The organism is Shouchella miscanthi, assembly GCF_007725405.1.
Lineage (GTDB): Bacteria > Bacillota > Bacilli > Bacillales > Bacillaceae_D > Shouchella > Shouchella hunanensis.
The window spans coordinates 608,426-631,041 of sequence record NZ_CP042163.1 but is presented as its reverse complement, the minus strand read 5'-3'; the positions used below and the strand labels follow the sequence as shown (position 1 = coordinate 631,041).

The window sequence follows — 22,616 nt, the reverse complement described above, 5'->3', positions numbered from 1 at the left end:
AAGGAGGTCTTGGAGAAGATGACTATTAACCTCATTATGCTACTTATCCCGCTCGTATCCTTACTGCTCACGCTTATTTTCCTTATTGTTCTCATCCCAAAAATCAACACACAGCGAAAGAAACATGCAGAGACGATTAAACAGAATCAATCGGAGCAAGCACAATTTCGTCAAGATCTAACCGCCATAAAAGAGACCCAAGAGCACATTTTAGAAGAACTTTCACACCTTCGAAAAGAAAAGCACTCCAACCATACCAATTAAAAAAACCTGTCCAATCGACAGGTTTCCTCTTCTTTACAGTTCTTTTAAAATGCCTTTAACAAGCGACGTAAACGCTTGGTTCGCTTTACCCGCAACCACGATTACATCGTCATGACTTAGCGGCTCATCTAAAATTCCGCAAGCCATATTCGTTAAACAGGAAATCCCTAACACTTCCATACCTGCGTGAGTAGCCACCGTCGCTTCAGGAACAGTCGACATCCCAACAGCGTCTCCTCCTAGAGTACGAATCATGCGAATTTCTGCTGGGGTTTCATAAGCAGGCCCACTCCACCAACTATACACGCCTTCATTTACTTTTGTGCCTTGTTCTTCAGCAACTTTTTTCGCAATACTGCGAAGGCGCCCGCTATATACTTCTGATAAGTCCGGAAAACGTGGTCCAAGTTCATTCTCATTTTCACCAATTAACGGATTTGATCCTACTAGATTAATGTGGTCGTTAATCAACATAAGTTCACCTGGATTAAAGGATGTGTTAACAGCGCCACACGCATTCGTAATGATAACTGTCTGTATCCCTAATGCCTTCATCACACGAACCGGGAAGGTAACTTGACCGAGAGTGTAGCCTTCATAATAATGATAGCGCCCTTTCATTGCCGCAACCGTCTTGCCATTTAATTCACCAATAACGAGCTTATTGGCGTGGCCAATGGCTGCTGATTTTGAGAAATGTGGAATGTCTTCATATGGGATTTCTACCGCATTTGTTAAATCATCTGCTAGGTTACCAAGCCCAGAGCCTAGGATAATGCCTACTTCTGGAACCGTACTTGTTTTTGATTGAATATAGCTTGTTGCTTCTTTTATTTGTTCAATTAGATTCATGTTTCTTCCTCCTAAATAGAAATATGAGTTGCGACTAATCGCAGTGGTTCACTTGATTGCTTGGCAAAACTGACTGCGGCTGCACCTTGCATCATGGAGTGAATAACTGATGCCGTTCTCAGTGCCTCTGCTTCATGAAGACCATCCTCCATTAATTTTTCGGCAATGAGGCGTTCCCAATCTTCAAATGCCTCTTTACAAGCTAACCGTATCGCTTCACTTGATGAAGCGTTTTCAAGGGTTAGAGCAATCATCGGCACACCGCGAAAATATGTACCTTCATCAAATTGATTCGCACTATCCTCAATGAGCTGTGCAATAGCGGTATTGGCTGTTTTTTCTTTTGCTAATTGCGTCGTTAAATACGTATGCACTTGCTCCTGCGTCCATTGGATTGCTGCCACTGCTAATGCTTCTTTCCCGCCTGGGAAATGATGGTAAATAGAGCCTTTTGGACTGCCGCTCACCTGAATGACTTCATTTAGTCCAGTACCATGATACCCTTGCTTTTGCAAAAGCTTTGCCATTGTTTCAATCATATTTGTTTTTGTCGATTTAGACACCTTATCCAATCCCTTATTGTTCTGTCAGCTAACAAAATTATAATATAATCATAATCACTGCGCCATTTAAGAGGTTTGCACAAGTGGCTGCAAACAACGCTTTTCCAAACATGCCTTGAAATTCTTTTTTCCGATCTGGAACCATACGTGAAAGCATGCCAATTAAGCTGCCAGCTGCGCCAAAGTTCGCAAATCCACTTAAGGCAAACGTGAGAATCGCAATGGATTTAGGCGAAAATGCATCCATTGATGAATAAAAACTGCTAAATGCAACAAATTCATTCACTAATAACTTCTGAGCAATTAAATTACCCGCTTGCACCGCTTCCCCCCATGGTATGCCAATAAGAAACGCAATTGGAGCGAATACAAACCCTAGCATCTTTTCTAGCGTAACGTTTTCCAGTCCCACAAGTCCACCTAAACCACCAATGAATCCATTCAATAACGCAATTAAGCTAATAAACGCGATTAGCATTAATCCAACATTTATCGCATATTGAAGACCGTCTCTGGAACTTTCTTGAATCACATCAAGAAGATTCGTGTCTTTGTTACGTTCATCTACACTTGCGGCAATGTCAGAAAAGCGTTCTTGTGTCACTTCTGTTTCTGGAACCATCAGTTTAGCAAGCATAATACCTGTTGGAGCCGACATGACCGCAGCCGTCAACAGATAGTTTAACGGAATACCCATTGTGCTTAAACCAATCATTACAGCACCTGACACAGACGATAAACAGCCAACCATTAATGAAAATACTTGTGAGCGTGTCATCGTATGTAGATAGGGTTTGATGGTTAATGGCGTTTGCGTATTACCTAAAAACATATTTGCTGCTGCTGCAACGGATTCTGTATAGGATGTACGCATGAGCTTCGCAATACCACCACCAAGAATTCGGACGACCCATTGCATAACACCAATATGATAAAGCAAACTAATAAGAACTGTTAAGAAAATGATCATGCCAAGAACCGTTACCGCAAAGATGGCAAACTCTCCCCCTTGAGCCAGTGGGCCAAACACAAATGCCAAGCCTTCGTTCCCGTAGCCAATAACCGTTATAATCCAATCCGATACAACAAGTAATGCCTCGCGACCAAACTCCCAGCGAAGAACGGCGAAACCTAATAAAATCTGAAGAGCAAAACCAACCCCTACTGTGTAAAAGTTAATTTTCGCTTTGTTTTCTGATAGTAAAAACAGTATGCCGATAATCGTAAAACAGCCAGCCAATCCCCATAATACTTCGACCATGTTTCCCTCCCACACCCCTATTTTTAATTAGACCAGTCTACATAATTATCATAAATCATGTATAAAGAAAAAAACAGTACTTATCAGAATTTTTCTTTAAGAGATTGTCTAAATGATTACATTCACCGTCTCCATTCAGCAACCCTACAACTCCATTCACGAAGAAACGTAAGTTTGAATCCATCCAAAGCAAGCCTTACCGCATTACCAAGTACCATTCACACCGATTATTCTCCTTCCATCAGAATTCTGCCTCTTTTCACCAGTATTTGAATGCGGTAAAAGCAAGCAGCCAATATGATGGAGAAGACAAATTAAACAGGAGTGATGAACATGGAAACCTTCCAAAATCTTTTAATTACCTTAATTGAGGCAGATACGTGGGTACAATATCTAAGTGTATTTGTTATTTCAATTATTCCTTTTTTCGAATCCTATGTGGCCGTACCAATCGGTATTCTTTTTGGCTTTCCGAGTATCCCCGTCATTCTTATTGCGGCTATCGCCAACTGGTTATCCGTTATGATCTTTATCTGGCTCATTGCGAAGTTCCGCAAATCGAATGGGAAGAAATCAACAAAGCGCTATGCACGGGCACAAGGAATCTTCAATAAATATGGGGTCGCCGGCCTTTCCTTTGCTGGTCCGATCATTTGTTATCATGTTTGCGCAGCAATCTCCATTGCGTCAGGAGCTGAAAAATCATATGTCAGTCTATGGCAAGGAATCGCCATTGGTACATGGTCCATTGCTTTAGGCATTGCGTTCCACTATGGCATAAACCTCCTTGAATATGTACCGAACTTGAATCCATTCTCTTAAAACGAAAGGATTTGTTCGTCTTGAAAGCATCGGTTAAACTTTTTTTAGCATTGCTCATGTTTCTTTTAGCTGTGTTACCTTTTTTAGTCATTTATGATCCATTATCAAAAGCCGTCCCTTTCCTGCCAAACTACGATTCTCCCTCATGGTTCGTTCCGGCTGGCTTTATAAGCATCTTAGGAATTGTCATTCTTGCAATCACGTTAGGAAGCGGAGATAAGCACAAACCATTATGAATTTCCCTCCCTACCGTATACACTAAGAACAAGATGACAAAGGAGCCTTAATCAACCATGGCATTTTCTTTTAATAATGTAACAAAAATTGAAGGAAACATCGTAAAGTTACCCCCTTTGACGCTCACTGCTGAAAAAGGGGATATCCTTGCTATTCAAAGCGAGAATGAGTACATTCAGCGTCTATTTGAGCTATTTCATCATCCAAAACAACTAAAGAGTGGTACGATAACATTTCCTGAACACAACGTGTATCTTTTTCAGCGTGATGATGGCTTATATCGGCGGTTAACCGTTATCGAAACCGTAAAATTTTGGTGCAGATTGTATCAACAAGACGTTGAGTTGAACACGATTTTAACGATGTGTGAACTGCAAACATGTGCACACAAAAAAACAAAGTTCCTGACACATTCCGAAAAATGTCGCTTACAACTTGCTTCAGCTCTGATACAACAGGCCGAAGTGTATCTATTTGAAGATCCTTCGCTTATGCTTGATCTACAATCAAAGCAAGTACTGCATACCTTACTTACCCATTTAGCTGAAAACGGTGGCACTATCCTTATCTTCACCACAACGCTAGAAGATGCCATCCGATTAGGGAACAAAGTATACCGGTACAATGAACGTGGCTTACATGAAGTGGAACAAGATAACGAAGAGTCAGGAATACTAGAGGAAAAACCTTCTCCAGATAGCACGGATATGCAAGTCCAATTCAATAAAGTAAGTGCCAAGATTGACGACAAAATTATGCTCTTTAATCCAATGGAAATTGATTATATTGAAGCACGGGATGGGCAAACGTATTTATTTGTTAACCATGAGGAGTTCTCTTCTTCAACGACCATTAAAGCGCTAGAGGAACGCTTACAACCGTTAGGGTTTTTCAGGTGTCATCGCTCGTACTTAGTTAATCTTCAACGAGTCAGGGAGATTATCGTGTGGAGTAAAAATAGCTATAGTCTTAGTCTAGATAACACGTCCAAGAGTACGATTCCATTATCAAAAGGAAATTATAGTAAGTTGAAAGAGTTGATTCAACTATGAACAGACTCACAAAAGAACAGAAAAAAGCGTTATTTTACAAAGATCTATTAGATTTACGTTGGAATGGGCAAGTTCTCTTTAACTTTTTCATCTGCCTTCTCGTTACGCTTATTTTCTTATGGTACCCGCGACAAGAACTTCCGATTTCCTTTGTGATCGGGTTTACCTTTGCTATGGTAACGATGTTTACGCAAGGAAATCTTGTAGTTGAAGAAAGAGAACAAGGGACGCTAAGACGCTTGCAACAAGTTGGCTTTTCCATTAAAGATGTCCTTATTATAAAAATGTTTGTATCATTTCTCGTTACATCCGTTCTTGTTTTTCTCTTTTTACTCTTCTATCGATTCGATCCAACGATTAGCTTCAACTTACTTGTTCTTAGTTTTCCCATTATTATCATCATGCTACTTGCTGGAACGTTTATAGGGTTACAAGCAAAAAATACCATTGAAGTGAGCTTGTATGGTACTCCTATTGCCTTGTTTTACTTGTTTCTCGAAGGCTTGCTTATGAATCACCAATTAGGTTACATGCAATGGATTGCTGTGTTTCCCAATTATCACTTGTATTATGGCGTAACGAGCGACACCTTACTGCCTTATTTACTCACCCCTTACCTTTGGATGATCATTGTCGTAATGGTGTTTATGTGGTGGTTCATGAAAAAAATGAAAACAAATAAATTTTAACAGGCTGTCTGATTCTAATAGACAGCTTTTTTTATTGGCAACAAAACGTTCACAAAGTAATCGGTATCATTACATACTGGATCATTTTTCTATTGCACATACTGACTAATTGTCATAAAATCAATTTCGGGTTCAATAGGACCTAGGAAAATTGTAATGACTTCGTTTCTGATTCGTCATTTTCTTAAATAGAGTTGTGAAGGAGCGTTCATATGGCTTGGGTGTATTTAGTCATCGGAGGGATACTGGAAGTAGGTTGGGCACTCGGTCTTGATTACTCAGATGGATTCACCAAAATAGAATTTGTCATACCAACCGTCATCTTGTTTATTTTAAGCTTTTTTTGCTTTGCGAAAACCTTAAAGACGTTGCCAGTATCAACTGCTTATGCCGTTTTTACCGGACTTGGAGCGTTTGGAACAGCGCTAATTGGCATGGCATTATTAGGTGATCCTGTTAGCTTACCGAAAGTGATTATTGTCGTACTACTCATCACATGTATTATTGGTCTTAAATTAGTAAAAGACGAACCGCAAGACTCTCAAGCTGGAGGCAAAATCTAATGTATTGGATGTTTTTAGTCTTAGCTGGTTGCTTTGAGGTATGCGGCGTCATTAACCTTAAATTAACAGAGGGCTTTACCAAATTAAAGCCTACTCTTTTTTTCTTTTTCTTTATGGGGCTTAGTCTTTTATTTCTGTCCCTCTCTCTTGTTGAGGTCCCCATCAGCATTGGCTACGGGATTTGGACAGGAATAGGCGCATCTGGAAGTGTCCTTTTAGGGATGTTTCTGTTTAACGAACCAAAGAATTGGAAGAAGCTCGCGTTAGTAGGTGGGATTATTGCGTGTATTATTAGTTTAAAGGTTGTATCCTAGATCGATTTCCTATAAAGAGAAAAGCTACTAGGAGTAAAATCCTAGTAGCAAGGGATTCATTCTATTATCACTGAACAGTCACTTCCTGTTCAATTCCTCGTGCATACAGTTCAAACATCTGTAGCGTTTCCGTTTTAGAAGGCGGATGGAACGAAATTAACTGATTGACAAGCAACAAATAAGAGGTTTCTTTAGACGTTAGGTAGTTTAGGCCACCAAGCATTTTTGCGGCTTTTGTGGAAAGTCGCTCCAACGTCTTGTCGATTGCATGGCGAGCAAAAAGGGTTTCCTGAAGAATAGACTCTTCATACTGCTTACTCTCAAACTTAAAGGCAATCCCTTCTAACGAAGTCATCGCGCCTTCCAGCTCAGCCATTAGCTCAAACAATCGATCCAAAGGCACACGATTCGCCTTATTTACTTTCTCAACAAGGGTTGATGTAACACCTATATATGTAGCAATCATAAAAAGTTCGAACCAGAGTAACCCGTTTGTAATAGTCGAATCTACACTTTCAGGTGGCCCAGCACGATAGATGCAAGCGTTAGGGACAAACACATCTTTTAATACTACCTCTTCCGTGTGGGTACCTTTCAAAATCCAATGTTCCCAAAAGTCATTCACATGAATACCATCTGTGTTTGAAGGTATGGTAATAACCGCCAAATCTCCGTTTGGAAGACCAACACTGGCCGTTAAGAGATCCATTGTCCTTGAATTCGTACATGGTTTTTTTGTTCCATTTACAACGATGCCACCATCTACTCCCTTCGCTTGAACAGTTGGTGTAAAAAGGGTGTTCTCTACCCCTTCTGCAAATGCAGAGGCTAACAATAGATTGTTTTCAGCGATTTGTTTAAGGACTTCTTGTAAATTAGGTTGTATGGTTGCAGCTTCAATTAGAGACGCAACTGAGAATTGGTGCATCATTAACGAAACAGCAAGAGAAGGAGATTTACTCGCAATCCAACGTTGGATATAGATGGCATCCAGAGCCGTCGCTCCTTTGCCACCATACTCTTTTGGAATCATTAATGCGGTCATTCCTGATTCTTTCGCTTGTTGAAGAAGTTCGTCTGTATGCTTTTCACGATCCCACAAAGAATCTTTTCCAAACGCTTCATCAATCGTTGGAAAATATTGACGAAATACTTGTCGTTCCTTTTCTAAAAACAATGACATTCCAATCCCTCCTCATTTTTAAGAACGTTGTTTTCCACTAGGGATCAATCCTGTAAGCAAAATGACAGAATAAGCCAATAATAACCACGATGCAAAAAACCGGTCCATTTCCGGCTCCAAATTCACAAAAAACTCTGCGAAATAAATTAACACAATAACATCGAACAGCATTCCTGGTAACGCAATAAAGATTGCTGCTTTCAATTGATTAAAAGCGTTCAGCTTTTTATACCGATAAAGGGGTAGCGTAATAACAAGAATTAACGGAATAACAATGACATACGCTGCCACTAGAAAAAAGGTATTATCCGGGATGAAGAAGAATTGGCCTAAAAATCGAAAGATAGCCGTTGCCCCTAACCATACTAAGAAACCCCAAAATAGAAAGAACAAGCGTCATCACCTCCTGTGTACCATTTTATTCTTTAATCACTAGGATGTTTGATTGTCTTCCATCTGTTTTAGAAGGAGTGTTTCAAGTCCTTTAAACACTTTTGCTGCGTCGAAATCTTCAATCATCATAGACTGAATGGCTAAACCATCAATTAAAGCGTTCATTAACACACTCCATGTCTCTGCCGATACACCATAAAGCCTTTCACCTACTACAGCTTCAATTTGTTTTTGTAACACTTGATTTTCATAGGTTAGTAGTTCACTGATTTGCTCACGTATCTTATCGTTATGCAAACTAGCTGTGACCAATGATGAAAATAAAGAGTGGTAGGACGAATCGCTTGAATTTCTCTCAGTTGCAGATTTTAGACCGGTTTGAATCCATTCTTTCGCCTGTTGGTCCGAGTTTTTTTTCATTTTTTCTAAACGATTCCATGACGTTTGACACATATCACTTACGACTTCAACCATTAGCTGGTCTTTCGTTTTAAAATGATAATAAACAGTGCCTTGCGTTACTCCTGCTCCTTGCGCAACTGCTTTAAGCGTTAATTTATTGACGCCATTTTCAACGATACACGTTTTCGCAGATTCAATTAAATCTTGTTTCGTAATCACATTTGGTTCAGCCATGCTTATCCCCCTCATTATTAAGTTAGTTATATAACTAAAAGCTTATAATGATCGATAGCAGGTGTCAATCATGCCTATCGAAACACAAATGCCTTACATGATTTATTTGGTCTCCACTTTAGCTTGCTCGTTTGTTACCATTTCGTTTAAGTTGTAAGAAGCCATTTCATCTGCGATCTCCCGCGGCGTTTTTTCGCCCTTTAAACTCTCTGTTAAAATTGTTCTCACTGTTTCTCTAATTCGCTGAGCACATGCTTGAAAGACATCCTGATACTCTGCTTGCCCTGTTATTAGTAAGCCAAAACCTGTCGCCGATCCGGCGTTCACAACAAAATCAGGGAGGATCATCTTATGCATCTTCAACAAAATTTGCTCTGCTTCATTCGTTGTTGGAAAATTCGCAGCTTCCACAATGAGGCTAGCCTTTAAACTACCTGCATTGTCTCTGTGTATAGCATTTGAAATCGATGCAGGTATAAAAATATCTACAGGTAATCCAACGATCTCGCTAGATGGTACGATCTTAACATTTCTAAATAGCTCAGGCTGTATGACTCCTCCGTGCTCTTTTAATACTTGAAGTTCAGCAAGAGAAAAACCTGTTTGTCTGTACATACAACGATGGGCATCACTAATCGCTGTTATAGTTGACCCTTTCTCTAGCAAAAGCATCGCAATCCCACTACCCACCGTTCCAAAACCTTGAAGTCCGACCTGAGCTTGGTTCAGATCAAGATTTATCAGTTGAGCAGCCTCTTCCATTGCCTCCATTAGACCAAAGCCAGCAAGGTAGTCCATAAACTCTTCACTTAATAAGTCATCAATACTTTTCCCTTCAGGCATCTGGATGTGCATTCCTTGTTGTTTTCTTATTTGAGCAACCAGTTCAATTGGATTAAATTGAATGGATTCGTAGATTGATTTGACGTTTTGGCTGGATATTCCCATATCTTCTCCAATTAAAAGCTTTGTTTTTAATAAAGATTCTGCCATGCGACCAAATGCTTTTAATTTCTCTTCTTTATCAACACCTTCCGGGTCACCAACAATCCCTATCTTTGCACCACCAAGTGGAATGCCCATCACACTGTTTTTCTTCGTCATCAAATGAGCAAGACTACGAATATCTTCCATTGTTACCGTTGGACTCATTCGTATGCCTCCAGCAGCTAATCCACCTATTAATTGATCAATTACAATAAAAACCCGAGTGTCTGTTTCATCATCATACCATTCAACTTCATAATACGGATTCATGAGTGTCCTCCTTTTGTGCGACTTCAAAACTAAAAGCAAACGCACGATCCGCCGCATCTAATTCATTCATCATTGCACGATCTTGCCGTAGTCCAGAAATACTCACCTCACTAAGAGTACGCTTCGCTAGAAAATTACGATAGCATAGCCTTCCGCTCTTACTCATCGTCCGCTTCACATCCTCAAGAATAGAGCGAAACTCTTCTAACGGAATCCACCCAGAGATATCAGAAAGTGAATACTTATCAATCGATTGCGCTGGTAAGGATGCTAAATAAGGATCAATCCGGTCAGTAACGATCTCGACTCGATGAAGATTGTGTTTGATAATGTCATAATTCTCTTCTAGTAGATAGACAGGAAGACCCTTCTCATTTAGATATTGCCCACAAAATAGAAAGGTAAGAAAGTGATTGTCTTTGACCAAATGGTGTTTAAAGGTATGTTCAAACCTCGACAATAAATAATCACCTATGGAAAAGTCTTTCTTGACTTGATTAAAATAGCTTGGATCACCTAAGAATTTTTCAAAGAACACTCTTTGACTCAACAGCTTAACCGCTCGTTTCCATAAAAAATTATTCCAGTTTTTTTCGTAATAGTCTCTTTGCTGTTCAATCGTCTCGCATTCCAATAATTCTTTGAATTGTTTCCGTCTAAAACGAAACAAAAATGAACCCATATACTTTTTGTAGAACATCTCATGTTTACCTAAGTAAATAAATCCTGTGTCAATCTTTTCAATGTGCCTAACCCAAAATGTTTGTGCTTGTTCGGATAAATCTTCTTTTAACTGTTGAAACATCTCTTTGCGGTTCTCACTTTCCGTTATACCAAAAAACGCTAAACAGTCCTCTCTTTTAAAATGCCGAATCGCTGCTATTTTAAGTTCGAGTAAAAAGTTCTGATAAGGATTGGCATCAATTGAAATCAGCTTATTCGGTTCCTTTATAAGTAGAGCTAAACTTCGACAACCACTGCCTGTAACAGACAAAACAACATCGTCTCTTTGAATATCAAGTGCTCTTATTTCCGAATCCGAATCCTCATCACTCGTTGTGTATAAAAGCCACTCATCTTGATAAATACTTTCTTTAAGCTTATCTTCTACCGATGGTGCTTGAGTTCGCTGCATAGTATCGACTCCACTCATTTGCCAGCCTCCTTTATCGTACTAGACGAATAAGCAATCTCTTCTTGACGAAGCACTATTTCTGCTCGAATGTTCAAGATCTCTTCATTGGTTACTTTTTTCCCAAAGCTTTGTAAATCTGCAAGTTTAAATTGATGTTTTTCTGCTAATCGTTGAATGTAATACACGTCTTCCATTCGAATTCGTCCGCCTATCCCATAACTTTTACTCGCTTGATCGAGTGAAAGCAACATCGTCTCTGACAAACAAGCTAAGTTCTGACCTGCTTCATAGCCTAAGTTTTGTCCGAATCGAATTGGATCAGCATACTGAACAAGTCCTCCTTCAATAATCAGAACATCCTTCCGTTCTTTTTGCACATCCCTTCCGACATTTGGAGGCTGAGACACATCGCAAATGACGGCTCCTGCCTTAATTAACTGAACAGGAACAAACGCACTCATTGAACTCGTCGCTGTCAGAATGAGATCCATATCAGCTAATTCTTCTTCCAAATAAACACTGTACCTAATAGGAATTCGTTCATTTAATTCCTCAAAAAGCCGTTCGATTGGATCAATCACATTTGGAACAGATGATTTCGTAACAGACGCACCATCAAGCCACTTATCCAGGAATAATACTTCTTCTTCAAATCGGTCTGTCAGTTGGGCAGTATGGAGAACCTCTAACAACCGCTTGCGAATTCCTGTGTTTTCTTTGCATTCCATTAGACAATCAAGGTAAATTCCATTAGCCAATTTCTTTAGTCGCTTGTAGTTTGCAATAGGATTGTTGCCATTTTTCCCGATTAGCGTCAATTTTGACGTTTTCCTCGCTAATAGATATGAACCAATTCTTCCAATAGCTCCGTTCGCTCCGATTACGCCAATAGTGGAGTCTGCAACACGATGCTTTAATAAATTCGCTCCTTTTAGCATTGCTTCAGTCGCATTAATCATCGTGAGTGTATTCCCCGTTGTTAAGGTGACACCCTCATCGAGTAGATCATAGCCCCCCCTTGTAACAATCGATGTATATGCGCCTAAACCAATGACATCAGCCCCTAACTCTTTTGCCAGCTTCACACCATCTTTAATCGTGCTCAAGACTTCTTCTTTTGGGCGTTCAAGAATTTCTTCACCGCCATATGTAATGCCAATGAGCCAACCTTCAGCATAATTGCCATCAGCCCCTTTGATTGCTGGCAATTTACAAATGACACCTGCACCGGAGAAGTCTGCTTCCCATTTCAAAATGGCCTTTAACTCTTCTTCACTAAACTGTTCAAACGAAGGTGTATTTTTTATCAAATCATTTGTCGAAGGATAGTGACAAAGAAACGCGAACGAACCTACTAGCTGACTCGTCTCATCTACCATTGATGACAAAATCGGAAGGTTTCGGTCTCGATAATCGTTTACTTCAACTGGTTTTCGACAATCCCCTACTGTATAGCGATACAATAAATAGAAATCTTTTTTACATAGGATTTCGCATAAACGATCAAATGCTTCACAGAAAAAATCAATATCGGTTCGATCAACGTTCAACGGTGGTTGCATCCTCAATGTTAATGGATCATTTAAAAAAGGAACGATCCTTACATGATGGACATTTAATAAGTAGCCTGAAATCATGTACCCATATCCGCCGAATGAAATGAGGTTCGCCATTTCGAAGGAATCACTTGCATCTATTGGCTCAAACTCTATAGCTGAAAGAAGACCTTTACCTCGAATTTCTTTTATGACACCCGGCCACTTTTCCTTTACTCGCTCAAGCTTTCGTCGAAGTTCATCCCCTAGTTCAAGCACATTCTCGAAGAAATGATCTTGTTTTTTTATCGCTTGAATAAAGGATAAACTTACGCATGAGGTAAAATTGTTATTCGCAAACGTAGAGCTGTGATTTAAACCAAATCGATCCGTCCATAGCACTTCTCGACTAATACAAGCTGCGATCGGTACTAACCCTCCACCTAACGCCTTCGATAACAAAACAATGTCTGGCAACAGCTTCTCTTCCGATGTCACCGCCCAATTGCCCAATCGACCGAGACCCGTTTGAATTTCATCCACAATGACCAATACATCGTAGGAATGACACAAAGCAATGGCTTTTGATAGGTATTCAGCGTCCGGGATATTAACGCCACCTTCACCTTGTATTGGTTCGACAATGAACGCAGCAATCTCGTCCCCACTCGTTTCCAACACTTTTAACAAGCTTTGAAGATCATTGTAAGGAATTTTAGGATAGGATTCATGGTGAATAAAGAACGGCTCTTGATACACTTTTTGCCCAGTAGCGGATAAGGCCCCAAGTGTTTTTCCATGAAAACTTTTGTGACAAGAAAGAATTTTCTCTTTTTTCGAATAAGCTCTTGCTAACTTTATTGCTGCTTCTACCGATTCCGCACCACTTTGTGCAAATGTACAAATATTAAGATCATCAACAAAAAGGTTAGTTAGTTGGATAGCTAATTCTTCTGCAAAAAAAGGGGCTGATGGCTGACACAAACTTGGGTATTGATTTTCTTTAAAAGTCTTAATACTCCGCCATATTTCTTCAGGGTTGTAACCAAGAGGTAGTGCTCCGTATTGTGAGGTATAGTCCACATATTCAGTTTCATTCGCATCATAAAGCCGATTGCGCCTTCCTTTCATATAGGTCTTATCCATATGAAAAATGGTCATAATCTTGGAAATTGAAGGATTGATCGTTTTCACATAAGCTTCCCCTCTCAAATGTTATTTCAAAAAAAAGAATTGACCTACTATTTAAAATATCATAAATATAAAAACCAAAACTGTCAATCAATAGGGAGAAGAAAAAATAATCATTTTAATAAAAAGAATGAAGTATCCATTTTTTAATCACTCTTAAATACTCTTAGAGCGTATCAAAATCGCTATAGTAATGAAATTCCATTAACCAAACTTTAACGTAACCTTTACACTGTCACTACAGTGTAATCGAGCATGATCAAAAATGTCTAGACAATAGCTCTTATCAAATACGAGCTTCAAATGACTGGGTATGACCGCTGGTTCACCTTAAAAATACCCAATCATAAAAAAACAAGTTCTTCAAAATGATGATTAGTGCTATGACCCACCATTTACAAAAAATGAAAAAACCACTAGCTATTTTCAGTTACCCGAAATTAGCTAATAAAACCTTGAATGAGAAACATTGTTTCATAGTTTAGCAATTTATTCGTTTGAAGGGTGTTATACACGATTAATTAAACGTTTGATTCATTCAATCATGATTTGAAATGGCTTATTCTCGTTGACAAAGCCCTTTCGAAACGTAATGATAGATACATACTCTATTCATTTACTCTACACATTATCTAGGAGGTCTTTATGCCATTTTTTTCTCATAATAATAGCGAGATTTATTATGAAGTCGCTGGTTCTGGTGACGCAATTCTTTTTACCCATGGGGCTTCATGGGATCATGCACAGTGGCGACCACAAGTAGAGGACCTCTCTAATGACTACAAAACAATCGTTTGGGATGTACGGGGACATGGAAAATCTACTTTACCGGATAGAAAAGTGGACTCTGAAGAATTTAGCAGTGATTTAATCGCGCTTCTCCAACATTTAGGTATAAAGCAAGCCCACCTTTGCGGTTTATCTATGGGGGGCCATATTTCGTTGCACACAGCTATTCGTTATCCTTCTTACGTACAATCCTTACTATTAATCGGCACGCCCTTTACCAATACGTATAACTGGTTCGAAAAACTAGCTATTCCGCTTAACCGCCTTTCTAGTAGGTTCATCCCCATGAGCCTAATGGCTTCTATACAAGCAAAAACCCTATCAACCTTTAATAAGAATAATGCTGACTATATCAAAAAATCCGTTCTTTCTATCCCACATAAGCAGTGGGTACGTATTTGGGATGCCGTATCCAGAATGGAAAGCAAGGAGGATCTTCACAAAGTAAGCTGCCCTACCCTTATTCTACAAGGGGATCATGATACGATGACAGCGCGCCAACAAAAAGAAATGGCAAATAAGATTCCTCAAGCAACACTTGTTTACATCGAAAACGCTCACCATGCGACAAATCTTGATAATCCTGTACAGGTGAACAACCTAATTATGAAACATCTAGTATCGTTAGAAAGGTCCTAATAGATACCATATCCTCTTCAACCTCCCTCTATTTTTTTCCTCTACTTTCTCTCCATAAATAATTATTTTAATAAATCGGGTTTCAAATTACCTTTTAAAAGGTATGAGTAGGTACTAGTCTATTGACTACAAGCACGACTCACTCATTACCTAATTATGGAGGTACTTTTTTGGAGAATTTATTTAAACAGTCAAACGTGCTTGAAACCATCGCTTTTGTTGTCGGCCCCTCCCCTGCCACCGTTCATTCTATCACGTACGATTCACGGAAAGTCACAACCAATAGCTGTTTTATTTGTATAAAAGGACAGCACGTGGATGGTCATCAATATATAGACTCTGCCATAAAAAATGGCGCTCAAGTTATCGTTGGAAGTGAAAAAGAACTTATGATGGATTGGTATTTCAAACGACCTGACCGTACATTTGTAGTGGTTCATGATAGCAAAAAAGCGCTGGCTAGCTTTGCATCTGCTTTTTATCAAAACAAACATAAGGAACTTGCCTTAACGGGAATTACCGGCACAAACGGAAAAACAACCATTACGGCTTACATACGCTCATTAGTCAACGCGCTTGGAGAGCCAACCGCATCCATTGGAACAGCAGGAGTTTGGGATCAATACGGAAAAGTCAATGTAGAGACAACCACACCTACTACACCAGAATCATCTGATCTTTATACGCTCTTTGATCAACTTAGAGAAAACAAAACAACTCACGTTGCGATGGAAGCCACGTCCATTGCCCTTGAACAAGGGCGCCTTCATGGATTACAGTTTGATATCGCGGTTCATTCAAACTTACGACCAGAGCACCTTGATTTTCACAACACTATGGAGCATTATCGAAACGCAAAACTGAAGCTTTTTCAACAAGCAAACAAAGCGGTTGTGAACCTTGATGATGCAGGGATGTCAGCTGCCATTATTAACTCGTTTCAAGGAGAGCTTTGGACCTATAGCATTGAACAGGAAGCGACCGTCATGGCACAAAAACTACAAACGCAGCAATCCGGTACCTCATTCGACTTAATCGTCCATGGGAAACGCTACTCCGTTATGGCACCGATATTCGGAGAACACAATGTTGCAAACCTTTTAGCTGCCGTCACGACTTGTCTGGTAAAAGGATACGCTATAGAGGAAATTATTTGTTGTTTTCCACTTGTTAAAGGAGCTCCTGGTCGCTTCCAATTACTAACCGATTATCCAGGAAGGCAGTTAATTTTTGACTTTGCTCATAGTCCTTTCGCTTTTGAAAAACTGTTCCATACCATAAAACCCTTTTCCTATAAACGATTAATACTTCTTATTGCTGGTATCGGCGTCAGACCTTCCTATTTACGACCAGAAATTGCAAAGGCTGTTGAAGGAAAAGCGGATGAAATCGTTGTAACTGTTGACCATCCTGGCGATGAAGACCCAGAAACCGTCATGGCAGATGTTATCTCTGGTTTTATAAATAAACCTGAGCACCTACACCTAGTAGGAGAAAGAGGCGAAGCCATTCAAAAAGCACTGTCATTAGCAGATGAAGGCGATCTTATCCTCATTACTGGTATTTGCATGGAAAATTATCAGATCGTTAAAGGAAAACGCTTACCCTATGATGACCTCAAGCACATTCATCTATTTCTTGAGCAAGACACCAAAACAACCTCCGCTTAAACGATACAGACGACATCTTTTACTGAATTGATGTCGTCCTCATTCTATTTTCTTTCTTAAATAAAACAATCGTTCCATTATCTACAAACAGTTAGAGGTTTGATCACAGCCATTAACGGCTCTCTAATCGTTTTTTCTCAGATATCGGTATGCTTCCCCTTGAGTAAGGATGGTAAAATATTAAGACAATAATCAACCTAAACATTGGAAGGATAGTATACATGAATCATTTAATCTATTTACGGAATGAATTTAAAGAACTTGATTTAATTAACTCAACTTTTCATGACCTACCCTTAAGCTTACATATCGAACTTCAAGAAAGCTTATATCAGTTAGATGATTCAGGAAATATTAATTTTGATTACTTTGATACCATTTATAGCCGCGCAACGGACATATTTAAAGATCTTTTTATTAATGAAGACCAGTTGTTTTTTGTAACAGTTGCTCGAAGTGAAAAAGCAATATCTAAACCAATTGGACTCTTTAATAAATTTATAAATAGAATTAATCAATACAAACTCCACACTTTTGAAGAGAACGACGAATTTGGTAGATTGGTACAGTATTCACTACAAACACAAAAAAAATTTTTACATTACAACAAGATTATAAAAGCAATCTGTAATCAAGATTTTAAAGATCTAACTCCCAGGTTTAACGATAAGTTACTGAGCACTTATCCAGAAGTATTTTTTATTAATAAAGATAAAGGTATAATTTTTCACATTTATGATGATAGAGGTGCGTTTTTGCTGTTTAATGATGAAAAATTACATAAGGAATTTGCAATGAAATATTCTAATTTGATAAGGAGAGAAGAATAATTAGGAAATTCTCTGTTGTTGTTCTCATATTACATATCTGTCTATTTGGATGTTCTTTCAAGAAAGACGCATTATTAATAGAGAACAAAGAGACGACTACTTGGGCATTTGATTATATTGGTATTACGCAAGAAAATTTAAAATCATGGGCTTTTAAATTGAGCAACTATTAAGTTACATCAATTACGTTGTTTATAGATGGAAAAAGCCACTAAAAAAGAATGTTTTCAAAACCATTCTTTTCTTAGATGGATACACACTAATTGATCTAACTCTGTCTCCATAGCGACCAAATGGATTGTATACGTAGGTCCAGTTTACGCAAATCGAAAGGCAATCCTCTGTTCTTCACCTGATTGCATATCTTTTCTTTTGTACTGATTCTGTTCCACTTCCTCTTCCCCAATGATAATGACATACTTTACTCCCTCTTTATTCGCTTTCGTTAAGGCTTTTCGAAGATTCTTATTGGTCCATTCACATTCAACACGGTAGCCCTGTTCTCGTAATTCACGCGCTACTAACAGAGCTTCTGTTTGCCTGCCTAATGGAACAATGTAATAATCCACTAATGGAGTAGTTGGCTGGTTCATAGAACGAATCGCTTCATACATAACATCAAGGCCAAAGGATATGCCAACTGTTGAGAACGTTTCATCTGTACCAATTAATCCACCAATCGCTTGATCATATCTACCACCACTGCCAATACTTGACGTAATCGTTCCATCTTCTAAAAATAGCTCGTATACCGTACTCGTGTAGATTTCTAGTCCTCTAGCAAGAAAAGGATTAAAGACACATTGTTTCTCAATGGCTAAAGATGTAAGAAACGACTGTAGTGCTTCTATTTCTGCTATTCCCTGTTGCACGTCTACACTTTCTTCCGCGTATCGTTTGAAGTAGTCCATTGAATGTCCTGCTTGTAAAAACGCCTCAATCGTGGCTGTTACCTGTTGAGATAGGCCTTGCGCGTGTAACTCCTTCACAATGTTGCTCGCACCAATCTTCTCCAATTTGTCGATAGTGAGGATCACTCTGCTTTGTTTTTCCTTTTCTACTCCTATACATGCAAGCATACCTGTTAACAGCTTACGGTTGTTATAGTGAATCACCATTGGTAATCCGAGTTTTTCACACGCATCCACCGCCATTAACATGCATTCTGCTTCTGCAACTTGGGTGTCAACGCCAACAATATCGACATCACATTGGGTAAATTCCCGAAATCTCCCAGCTTTAATAGGACCATCTCGAAAAACTTTCCCAATCTCATAACGTTTAAATGGCATGGTCAACGTTGGATTCATCGCCACTACCTTTGCAAACGGAATGGTTAAATCGTATCGCAGTGCCAAATCACGCTTTCCTCGGTCTGTTAACGTGTACATTTCTTCTAAAATTTCGGCGCCTCCACCGTATTTAGAAGCCATTAAATCGGTATAGTTCAAAATAGGTGTTTCTAGCGGTTTACAGCCATATTGACTAAACACGTCCTCAAGGGTTCTCTTCATATTCCGTCGTATACCTTCCGCTGCTGGTAAATAATCCTGTGTGCCTCTTACATTTTGGTAATCCATTTTCTTCATTTTTCTTTCCTCCTTTTTTTAGTAAACATAAAAAACCGCACTTGATTAGTGGTACACTTAATCAAATACGGTTTCATGAGAAATAGTCTTCCTATGTGCGATTTTTTAGAAATCGGCTAGCAAGACTACTTGTTATGATGATGAAGTTGTGAGCTTACAGGTATTTTCATTTGGTATAGTAACATCCATACTCACCTCGAATGCTTATGATCGTATCACACCGACAAGGGAAATACAATTTGTTTTTAAAGGAGGCAGAAAAAACATTGGACGTTATTTTAGCCATATTAGTGAGCATTCTCTTCATTATTATTAGTGTTTTTCAAATCTTCTTAGCTTTAGGTTTCCCGCTAGGTGCCTATGCAATGGGTGGTTTCTATCGCGTATTACCACTTCCCATGCGTGTTGTTAGTGTTGCCAATGCATTGATCTTGCTCGTGATGGCCGTCACCTTTTTAACGTACACAAACGTGTTAACTGGCTTTGCTTTTTTGCCTGTTCATTTACTTGCTTGGCTATTTACACTATTTCTGGCAGTAAATACATTAGCCAACTTCGCTTCTAAAAGCGCAAAAGAAAGAAAGGTCATGACGCCGCTTTCTGGTTTGGCGTTCATTTTATGTTTAGCGATTTTGCTCATGTAACTGAAACCTTCTTAAAAAGAGCCGCCGTTCCAACACCACCAGCAGCACCGACTGTGGCGATGCCATACTTCATGTTACAGCGGGGTAATTCATGAAACAAGCGACAGACATTGATTGCACCAGAAGCACCATATGGGTGACCAAGAGTCAGAGCACCGCCTGATACATTCACTCGGCTAAATGAGAGTGGGATGTGTTTTCCACAAGCAATCAGTTGCGCCGCGTAGGCCTCATTAAATTCCATTCGTCCGATAGCATCTATGTGCAAAGAGTTCCGATAGAGAAGTTTTTGAATTGCACGAATTGGACTTATACTAGCGTAATTTGGATCATCACCTGCGCTTACGCTATCAACGAATTGAAGCCACGGTTTCACACCTGCTTCTCGACAGGCTTTTTCAGACATCAGGATCACTGCTGCTGCCCCATCTGATTTTTCACACGAGTTTGCCGCCGTAATGGTACCAGATGGCATTGTAAGAGGCGGCATTCTTTTAACTAACCTCTCCGAAAGCTTACGTATGCCTTCATCTCGTATCCCTTGATGTGCTAAAATTTTTTCTTCGTCAAAGCGACCTTCCAGATCCCCTTCATAAGCCCGCCTATAGCTTTCTAGTGCATACGCATCTTGCTGAGCTCTGGAAATACGAAATCCCTCGGCCACTCTTTCAGCGGATGCTGCCATATCAGGATCACCGATGTCGGCAGGGGCAAACGAGGCCCGGGGAATTGGCGTTTTTTCTCCAACTCGAAAGCGAGCAGGCTCAAAACTCGTACTTTCCACACCACCAGCTAGATAACAATCTCCAGCACCTGCTTGAATAAAACGAGCAGCGGTAACAATGGCTTCTAATCCTGCTCCACACTGACTATCGACAGTCAATCCGGGAACGCTAGGATGAAAGCCTGCTTCAAGTAACGAATGCCGGGCGATATTCCCTCCTTCGCCAACTGCATTACCCATTATAACCCCATCAACTGGTAGCGCCTTCCCTAGTTCTGCCAAAACTGCCGCCGCTAACTTTTCAGGTGTAACCTTCTTATGGATGCCCCCTTTTTTGCCAATAACCGTTCGTTTTGCTTTCACCACATAGACTGCATTCATCTCGTTTCACCTACCAACGCTTGTCGATCGACTTTTCCATTTGCTAATAAGGGCAATGCTTCTACGACGTAAATCCTTCTTGGACGTTTGAGTGTAGGTAAACATTCTTTCAGTCTTGCTTTTATCTGTACCAATGCAAACTCCTGAGCTTGAGCAGTTTGCACGAAAAGCACCATTTGATTACCCCAATACCTATGATACGTTCCAACCGCTACCGCTTCTTCTACAAACGGCAACGCTTTTACCACTCTTTCCGTCTCTTCTGGGTAGACATTATGGCCCCCAATCGTCAGCATATTCCCTATTCTCCCTTTAACATGTAAGATGTTGTGTTCGTCGAAATAGCCGATGTCCCCAACTGAAAATGATTCCCCAATTGGCGCTTGTCCTACATAGCCAGTAAATAAATATGGGCTACGAACAACAAGTTGGCCACCTCGTTTTACTTCAACCTCTACACTGGGAAAAAGTTCCCCAACAGCAGCATTCAGCTGTTTTCCATTTGAATGGTTTAGGTACGAAACAAAACTTAGTTCTGATGCACCGTAAAACTCATAAAGCGTTGCTTGGTTAAAGATCGCTTTTACTTGAGCTCGATTCGTTTCATGCCATTCCGCTCCAGAAACAATGACTTTTTCAACAAGCTGTGCATCTATTCCCTCCAGGGACAGGGCATACAGCATTGTTGGCACTCCATAAATAACGTTCACTCTAAAAGCTTCAATTGTATTCTTTGTTTGTTTCACTTGAAATTCTTGCTCTAAACAAACCGTTGCCCCAATATGGAGTGTATGAATGGTTGCAAATAAAAACAATGAATGAAAGAGCAATCCTGGTATGCAAACACGATCTGACTGGCTTAGCGCAAAACCTTGTTGCACATCGTCAAAGCTCCCTGACCACGACAAATGGTTCCGAACAAAGGCTTTAGGTTCCCCAGTGCTTCCAGAGGTAAACCCTGTGTAAAACGGTTCCGTTCCTTTTGCATACGGAATAGCTTGTTTTTCGTCTGACGTAGCGAAACTAGACATTCTCCAAATGGGGATGTCCGCTTCTGCTGTTTGGAAACGATTGCTCAAAATAACGTCTGCTGTCGCTTTTTTAGCCATTTTAATCACATCACATTCAGACCAATTCGGATGACAAAGTACGCCATTCCAGCCAAGGCTTGTCACCGCTAAAAACCAGTACAATTGCTCATCTTGTTGCATCACATCAATTGCCACTGATAAGAGACCTTTCTTCTGATCTTTTAGCGCTTCACAATATAATTCTCCACGGTATTGCTCCACTTTTTCTTGAAGCATACTGTAAGTAATCTGTTTTTTATTGTAGATAACAGCGATTTTGTCTGGTAGCGCCAAAGCATGATGATGAATCTGTTTCCCAATATACACGAAAAA

At 39.7% G+C, this 22,616-nt stretch carries 23 protein-coding genes; 11 read left to right on the top strand and 12 right to left on the bottom strand.

The features are described from left to right. Positions 1-18: 18 nt before the first annotated feature. Positions 19-264 carry a hypothetical protein gene (locus FPV17_RS03220; RefSeq protein WP_035396274.1) on the top strand — a complete coding sequence of 82 codons (246 nt, stop codon included), beginning with the start codon at positions 19-21 and terminating at the stop codon, positions 262-264. Positions 265-297: 33 nt separating this feature from the next. On the opposite strand, the gene FPV17_RS03215 is transcribed toward FPV17_RS03220, so the two are convergent. The 3 genes from FPV17_RS03215 to FPV17_RS03205 are packed head-to-tail and all read right to left on the bottom strand — an operon-like array spanning position 298 to position 2,940. After that, positions 298-1,116, bottom strand: coding sequence for a purine-nucleoside phosphorylase (locus FPV17_RS03215; protein ID WP_144557966.1), 819 nt, complete (start codon positions 1,114-1,116; stop codon positions 298-300). Positions 1,117-1,127: 11 nt separating this feature from the next. Next, a complete protein-coding gene (locus FPV17_RS03210) occupies positions 1,128-1,679 on the bottom strand; it encodes a TetR/AcrR family transcriptional regulator (RefSeq protein WP_144557964.1) in 552 nt (183 codons plus the stop codon). Positions 1,680-1,716: 37 nt separating this feature from the next. Then, positions 1,717-2,940 (bottom strand): NupC/NupG family nucleoside CNT transporter, encoded by a 1,224-nt coding sequence (locus FPV17_RS03205; RefSeq protein WP_035396271.1) that lies wholly within the window; start codon positions 2,938-2,940, stop codon positions 1,717-1,719. Between the two features lie 333 nt (positions 2,941-3,273). On the opposite strand from FPV17_RS03205, the gene FPV17_RS03200 reads away from it, so the two are divergent. The 6 genes from FPV17_RS03200 (at position 3,274) to FPV17_RS03175 (ending at position 6,617) form a co-directional block, all read left to right on the top strand. Beyond that, on the top strand, positions 3,274-3,762 hold the full coding sequence (locus tag FPV17_RS03200; RefSeq protein WP_035396268.1) for a hypothetical protein: 489 nt from the start codon (positions 3,274-3,276) through the stop codon (positions 3,760-3,762). A 20-nt stretch (positions 3,763-3,782) separates the two neighbouring features. Beyond that, entirely contained in the window at positions 3,783-3,998 is a 216-nt protein-coding gene (locus tag FPV17_RS03195) for a hypothetical protein (RefSeq protein ID WP_144557962.1), read from the top strand. A gap of 57 nt (positions 3,999-4,055) precedes the next feature. Then, a complete protein-coding gene (locus FPV17_RS03190; RefSeq protein ID WP_035396262.1) occupies positions 4,056-5,051 on the top strand; it encodes a LytTR family transcriptional regulator DNA-binding domain-containing protein in 996 nt (331 codons plus the stop codon). Beyond that, positions 5,048-5,740 (top strand): ABC transporter permease, encoded by a 693-nt coding sequence (locus FPV17_RS03185; protein ID WP_144557960.1) that lies wholly within the window; start codon positions 5,048-5,050, stop codon positions 5,738-5,740. The genes FPV17_RS03190 and FPV17_RS03185 overlap by 4 nt, the downstream gene beginning before the upstream one ends. 212 nt (positions 5,741-5,952) lie before the next feature. Then, positions 5,953-6,303, top strand: a complete 351-nt coding sequence (locus FPV17_RS03180) for a DMT family transporter (RefSeq protein WP_144557958.1) — start codon at positions 5,953-5,955, stop codon at positions 6,301-6,303. Next, positions 6,303-6,617: a DMT family transporter gene (locus tag FPV17_RS03175; protein WP_035396257.1), complete on the top strand. Its 315-nt coding sequence runs from the start codon at positions 6,303-6,305 to the stop codon at positions 6,615-6,617. The genes FPV17_RS03180 and FPV17_RS03175 overlap by 1 nt, the downstream gene beginning before the upstream one ends. A 67-nt stretch (positions 6,618-6,684) precedes the next feature. On the opposite strand, the gene FPV17_RS03170 is transcribed toward FPV17_RS03175, so the two are convergent. The 6 genes from FPV17_RS03170 to FPV17_RS03145 form a co-directional block, all read right to left on the bottom strand. Continuing rightward, the gene (locus tag FPV17_RS03170) at positions 6,685-7,800 is read right to left on the bottom strand and encodes an acyl-CoA dehydrogenase family protein (RefSeq protein WP_144557956.1); all 1,116 of its coding nucleotides are present in this window, start codon (positions 7,798-7,800) and stop codon (positions 6,685-6,687) included. A gap of 18 nt (positions 7,801-7,818) precedes the next feature. Next, positions 7,819-8,193 carry a DUF5367 domain-containing protein gene (locus tag FPV17_RS03165; protein ID WP_035396249.1) on the bottom strand — a complete coding sequence of 125 codons (375 nt, stop codon included), beginning with the start codon at positions 8,191-8,193 and terminating at the stop codon, positions 7,819-7,821. A 39-nt stretch (positions 8,194-8,232) separates the two neighbouring features. After that, positions 8,233-8,829, bottom strand: coding sequence for a TetR/AcrR family transcriptional regulator (locus tag FPV17_RS03160; RefSeq protein ID WP_144557954.1), 597 nt, complete (start codon positions 8,827-8,829; stop codon positions 8,233-8,235). 102 nt (positions 8,830-8,931) lie between these two features. Then, a complete protein-coding gene (locus tag FPV17_RS03155; protein ID WP_186370718.1) occupies positions 8,932-10,086 on the bottom strand; it encodes a Glu/Leu/Phe/Val family dehydrogenase in 1,155 nt (384 codons plus the stop codon). Beyond that, a complete protein-coding gene (locus FPV17_RS03150; RefSeq protein ID WP_144557951.1) occupies positions 10,070-11,239 on the bottom strand; it encodes a DUF3419 family protein in 1,170 nt (389 codons plus the stop codon). The genes FPV17_RS03155 and FPV17_RS03150 overlap by 17 nt, the downstream gene beginning before the upstream one ends. After that, positions 11,236-13,950 carry an aminotransferase class III-fold pyridoxal phosphate-dependent enzyme gene (locus FPV17_RS03145; RefSeq protein WP_144557949.1) on the bottom strand — a complete coding sequence of 905 codons (2,715 nt, stop codon included), beginning with the start codon at positions 13,948-13,950 and terminating at the stop codon, positions 11,236-11,238. The genes FPV17_RS03150 and FPV17_RS03145 overlap by 4 nt, the downstream gene beginning before the upstream one ends. 642 nt (positions 13,951-14,592) lie before the next feature. On the opposite strand from FPV17_RS03145, the gene FPV17_RS03140 reads away from it, so the two are divergent. The 3 genes from FPV17_RS03140 (at position 14,593) to FPV17_RS03130 (ending at position 17,875) form a co-directional block, all read left to right on the top strand. Then, the gene (locus FPV17_RS03140; protein ID WP_144557947.1) at positions 14,593-15,375 is read left to right on the top strand and encodes an alpha/beta fold hydrolase; all 783 of its coding nucleotides are present in this window, start codon (positions 14,593-14,595) and stop codon (positions 15,373-15,375) included. Between the two features lie 170 nt (positions 15,376-15,545). Continuing rightward, on the top strand, positions 15,546-17,045 hold the full coding sequence (locus FPV17_RS03135) for a UDP-N-acetylmuramoyl-L-alanyl-D-glutamate--2,6-diaminopimelate ligase (protein ID WP_186370717.1): 1,500 nt from the start codon (positions 15,546-15,548) through the stop codon (positions 17,043-17,045). Positions 17,046-17,266: 221 nt separating this feature from the next. Further along, the gene (locus FPV17_RS03130; protein WP_144557943.1) at positions 17,267-17,875 is read left to right on the top strand and encodes a DUF3885 domain-containing protein; all 609 of its coding nucleotides are present in this window, start codon (positions 17,267-17,269) and stop codon (positions 17,873-17,875) included. Positions 17,876-18,192: 317 nt separating this feature from the next. Here the strand turns inward: FPV17_RS03130 and FPV17_RS03125 are convergent, their stop codons facing one another. Then, positions 18,193-19,464: a histidine--tRNA ligase gene (locus FPV17_RS03125; protein WP_144557941.1), complete on the bottom strand. Its 1,272-nt coding sequence runs from the start codon at positions 19,462-19,464 to the stop codon at positions 18,193-18,195. A 266-nt stretch (positions 19,465-19,730) separates the two neighbouring features. Between FPV17_RS03125 and FPV17_RS03120 the strand changes: the two genes are divergently transcribed. Then, positions 19,731-20,108 carry a hypothetical protein gene (locus FPV17_RS03120; RefSeq protein WP_186370716.1) on the top strand — a complete coding sequence of 126 codons (378 nt, stop codon included), beginning with the start codon at positions 19,731-19,733 and terminating at the stop codon, positions 20,106-20,108. On the opposite strand, the gene FPV17_RS03115 is transcribed toward FPV17_RS03120, so the two are convergent. Both FPV17_RS03115 and FPV17_RS03110 read right to left on the bottom strand, forming a co-directional pair. Beyond that, positions 20,101-21,213 carry an acetyl-CoA C-acyltransferase gene (locus tag FPV17_RS03115; protein WP_144557939.1) on the bottom strand — a complete coding sequence of 371 codons (1,113 nt, stop codon included), beginning with the start codon at positions 21,211-21,213 and terminating at the stop codon, positions 20,101-20,103. The two genes, FPV17_RS03120 and FPV17_RS03115, sit on opposite strands and share 8 nt — an antisense overlap. Next, positions 21,210-22,610, bottom strand: a complete 1,401-nt coding sequence (locus FPV17_RS03110) for an AMP-binding protein (protein WP_144557937.1) — start codon at positions 22,608-22,610, stop codon at positions 21,210-21,212. The genes FPV17_RS03115 and FPV17_RS03110 overlap by 4 nt, the downstream gene beginning before the upstream one ends. Between the last annotated feature and the right edge of the window lie 6 nt (positions 22,611-22,616).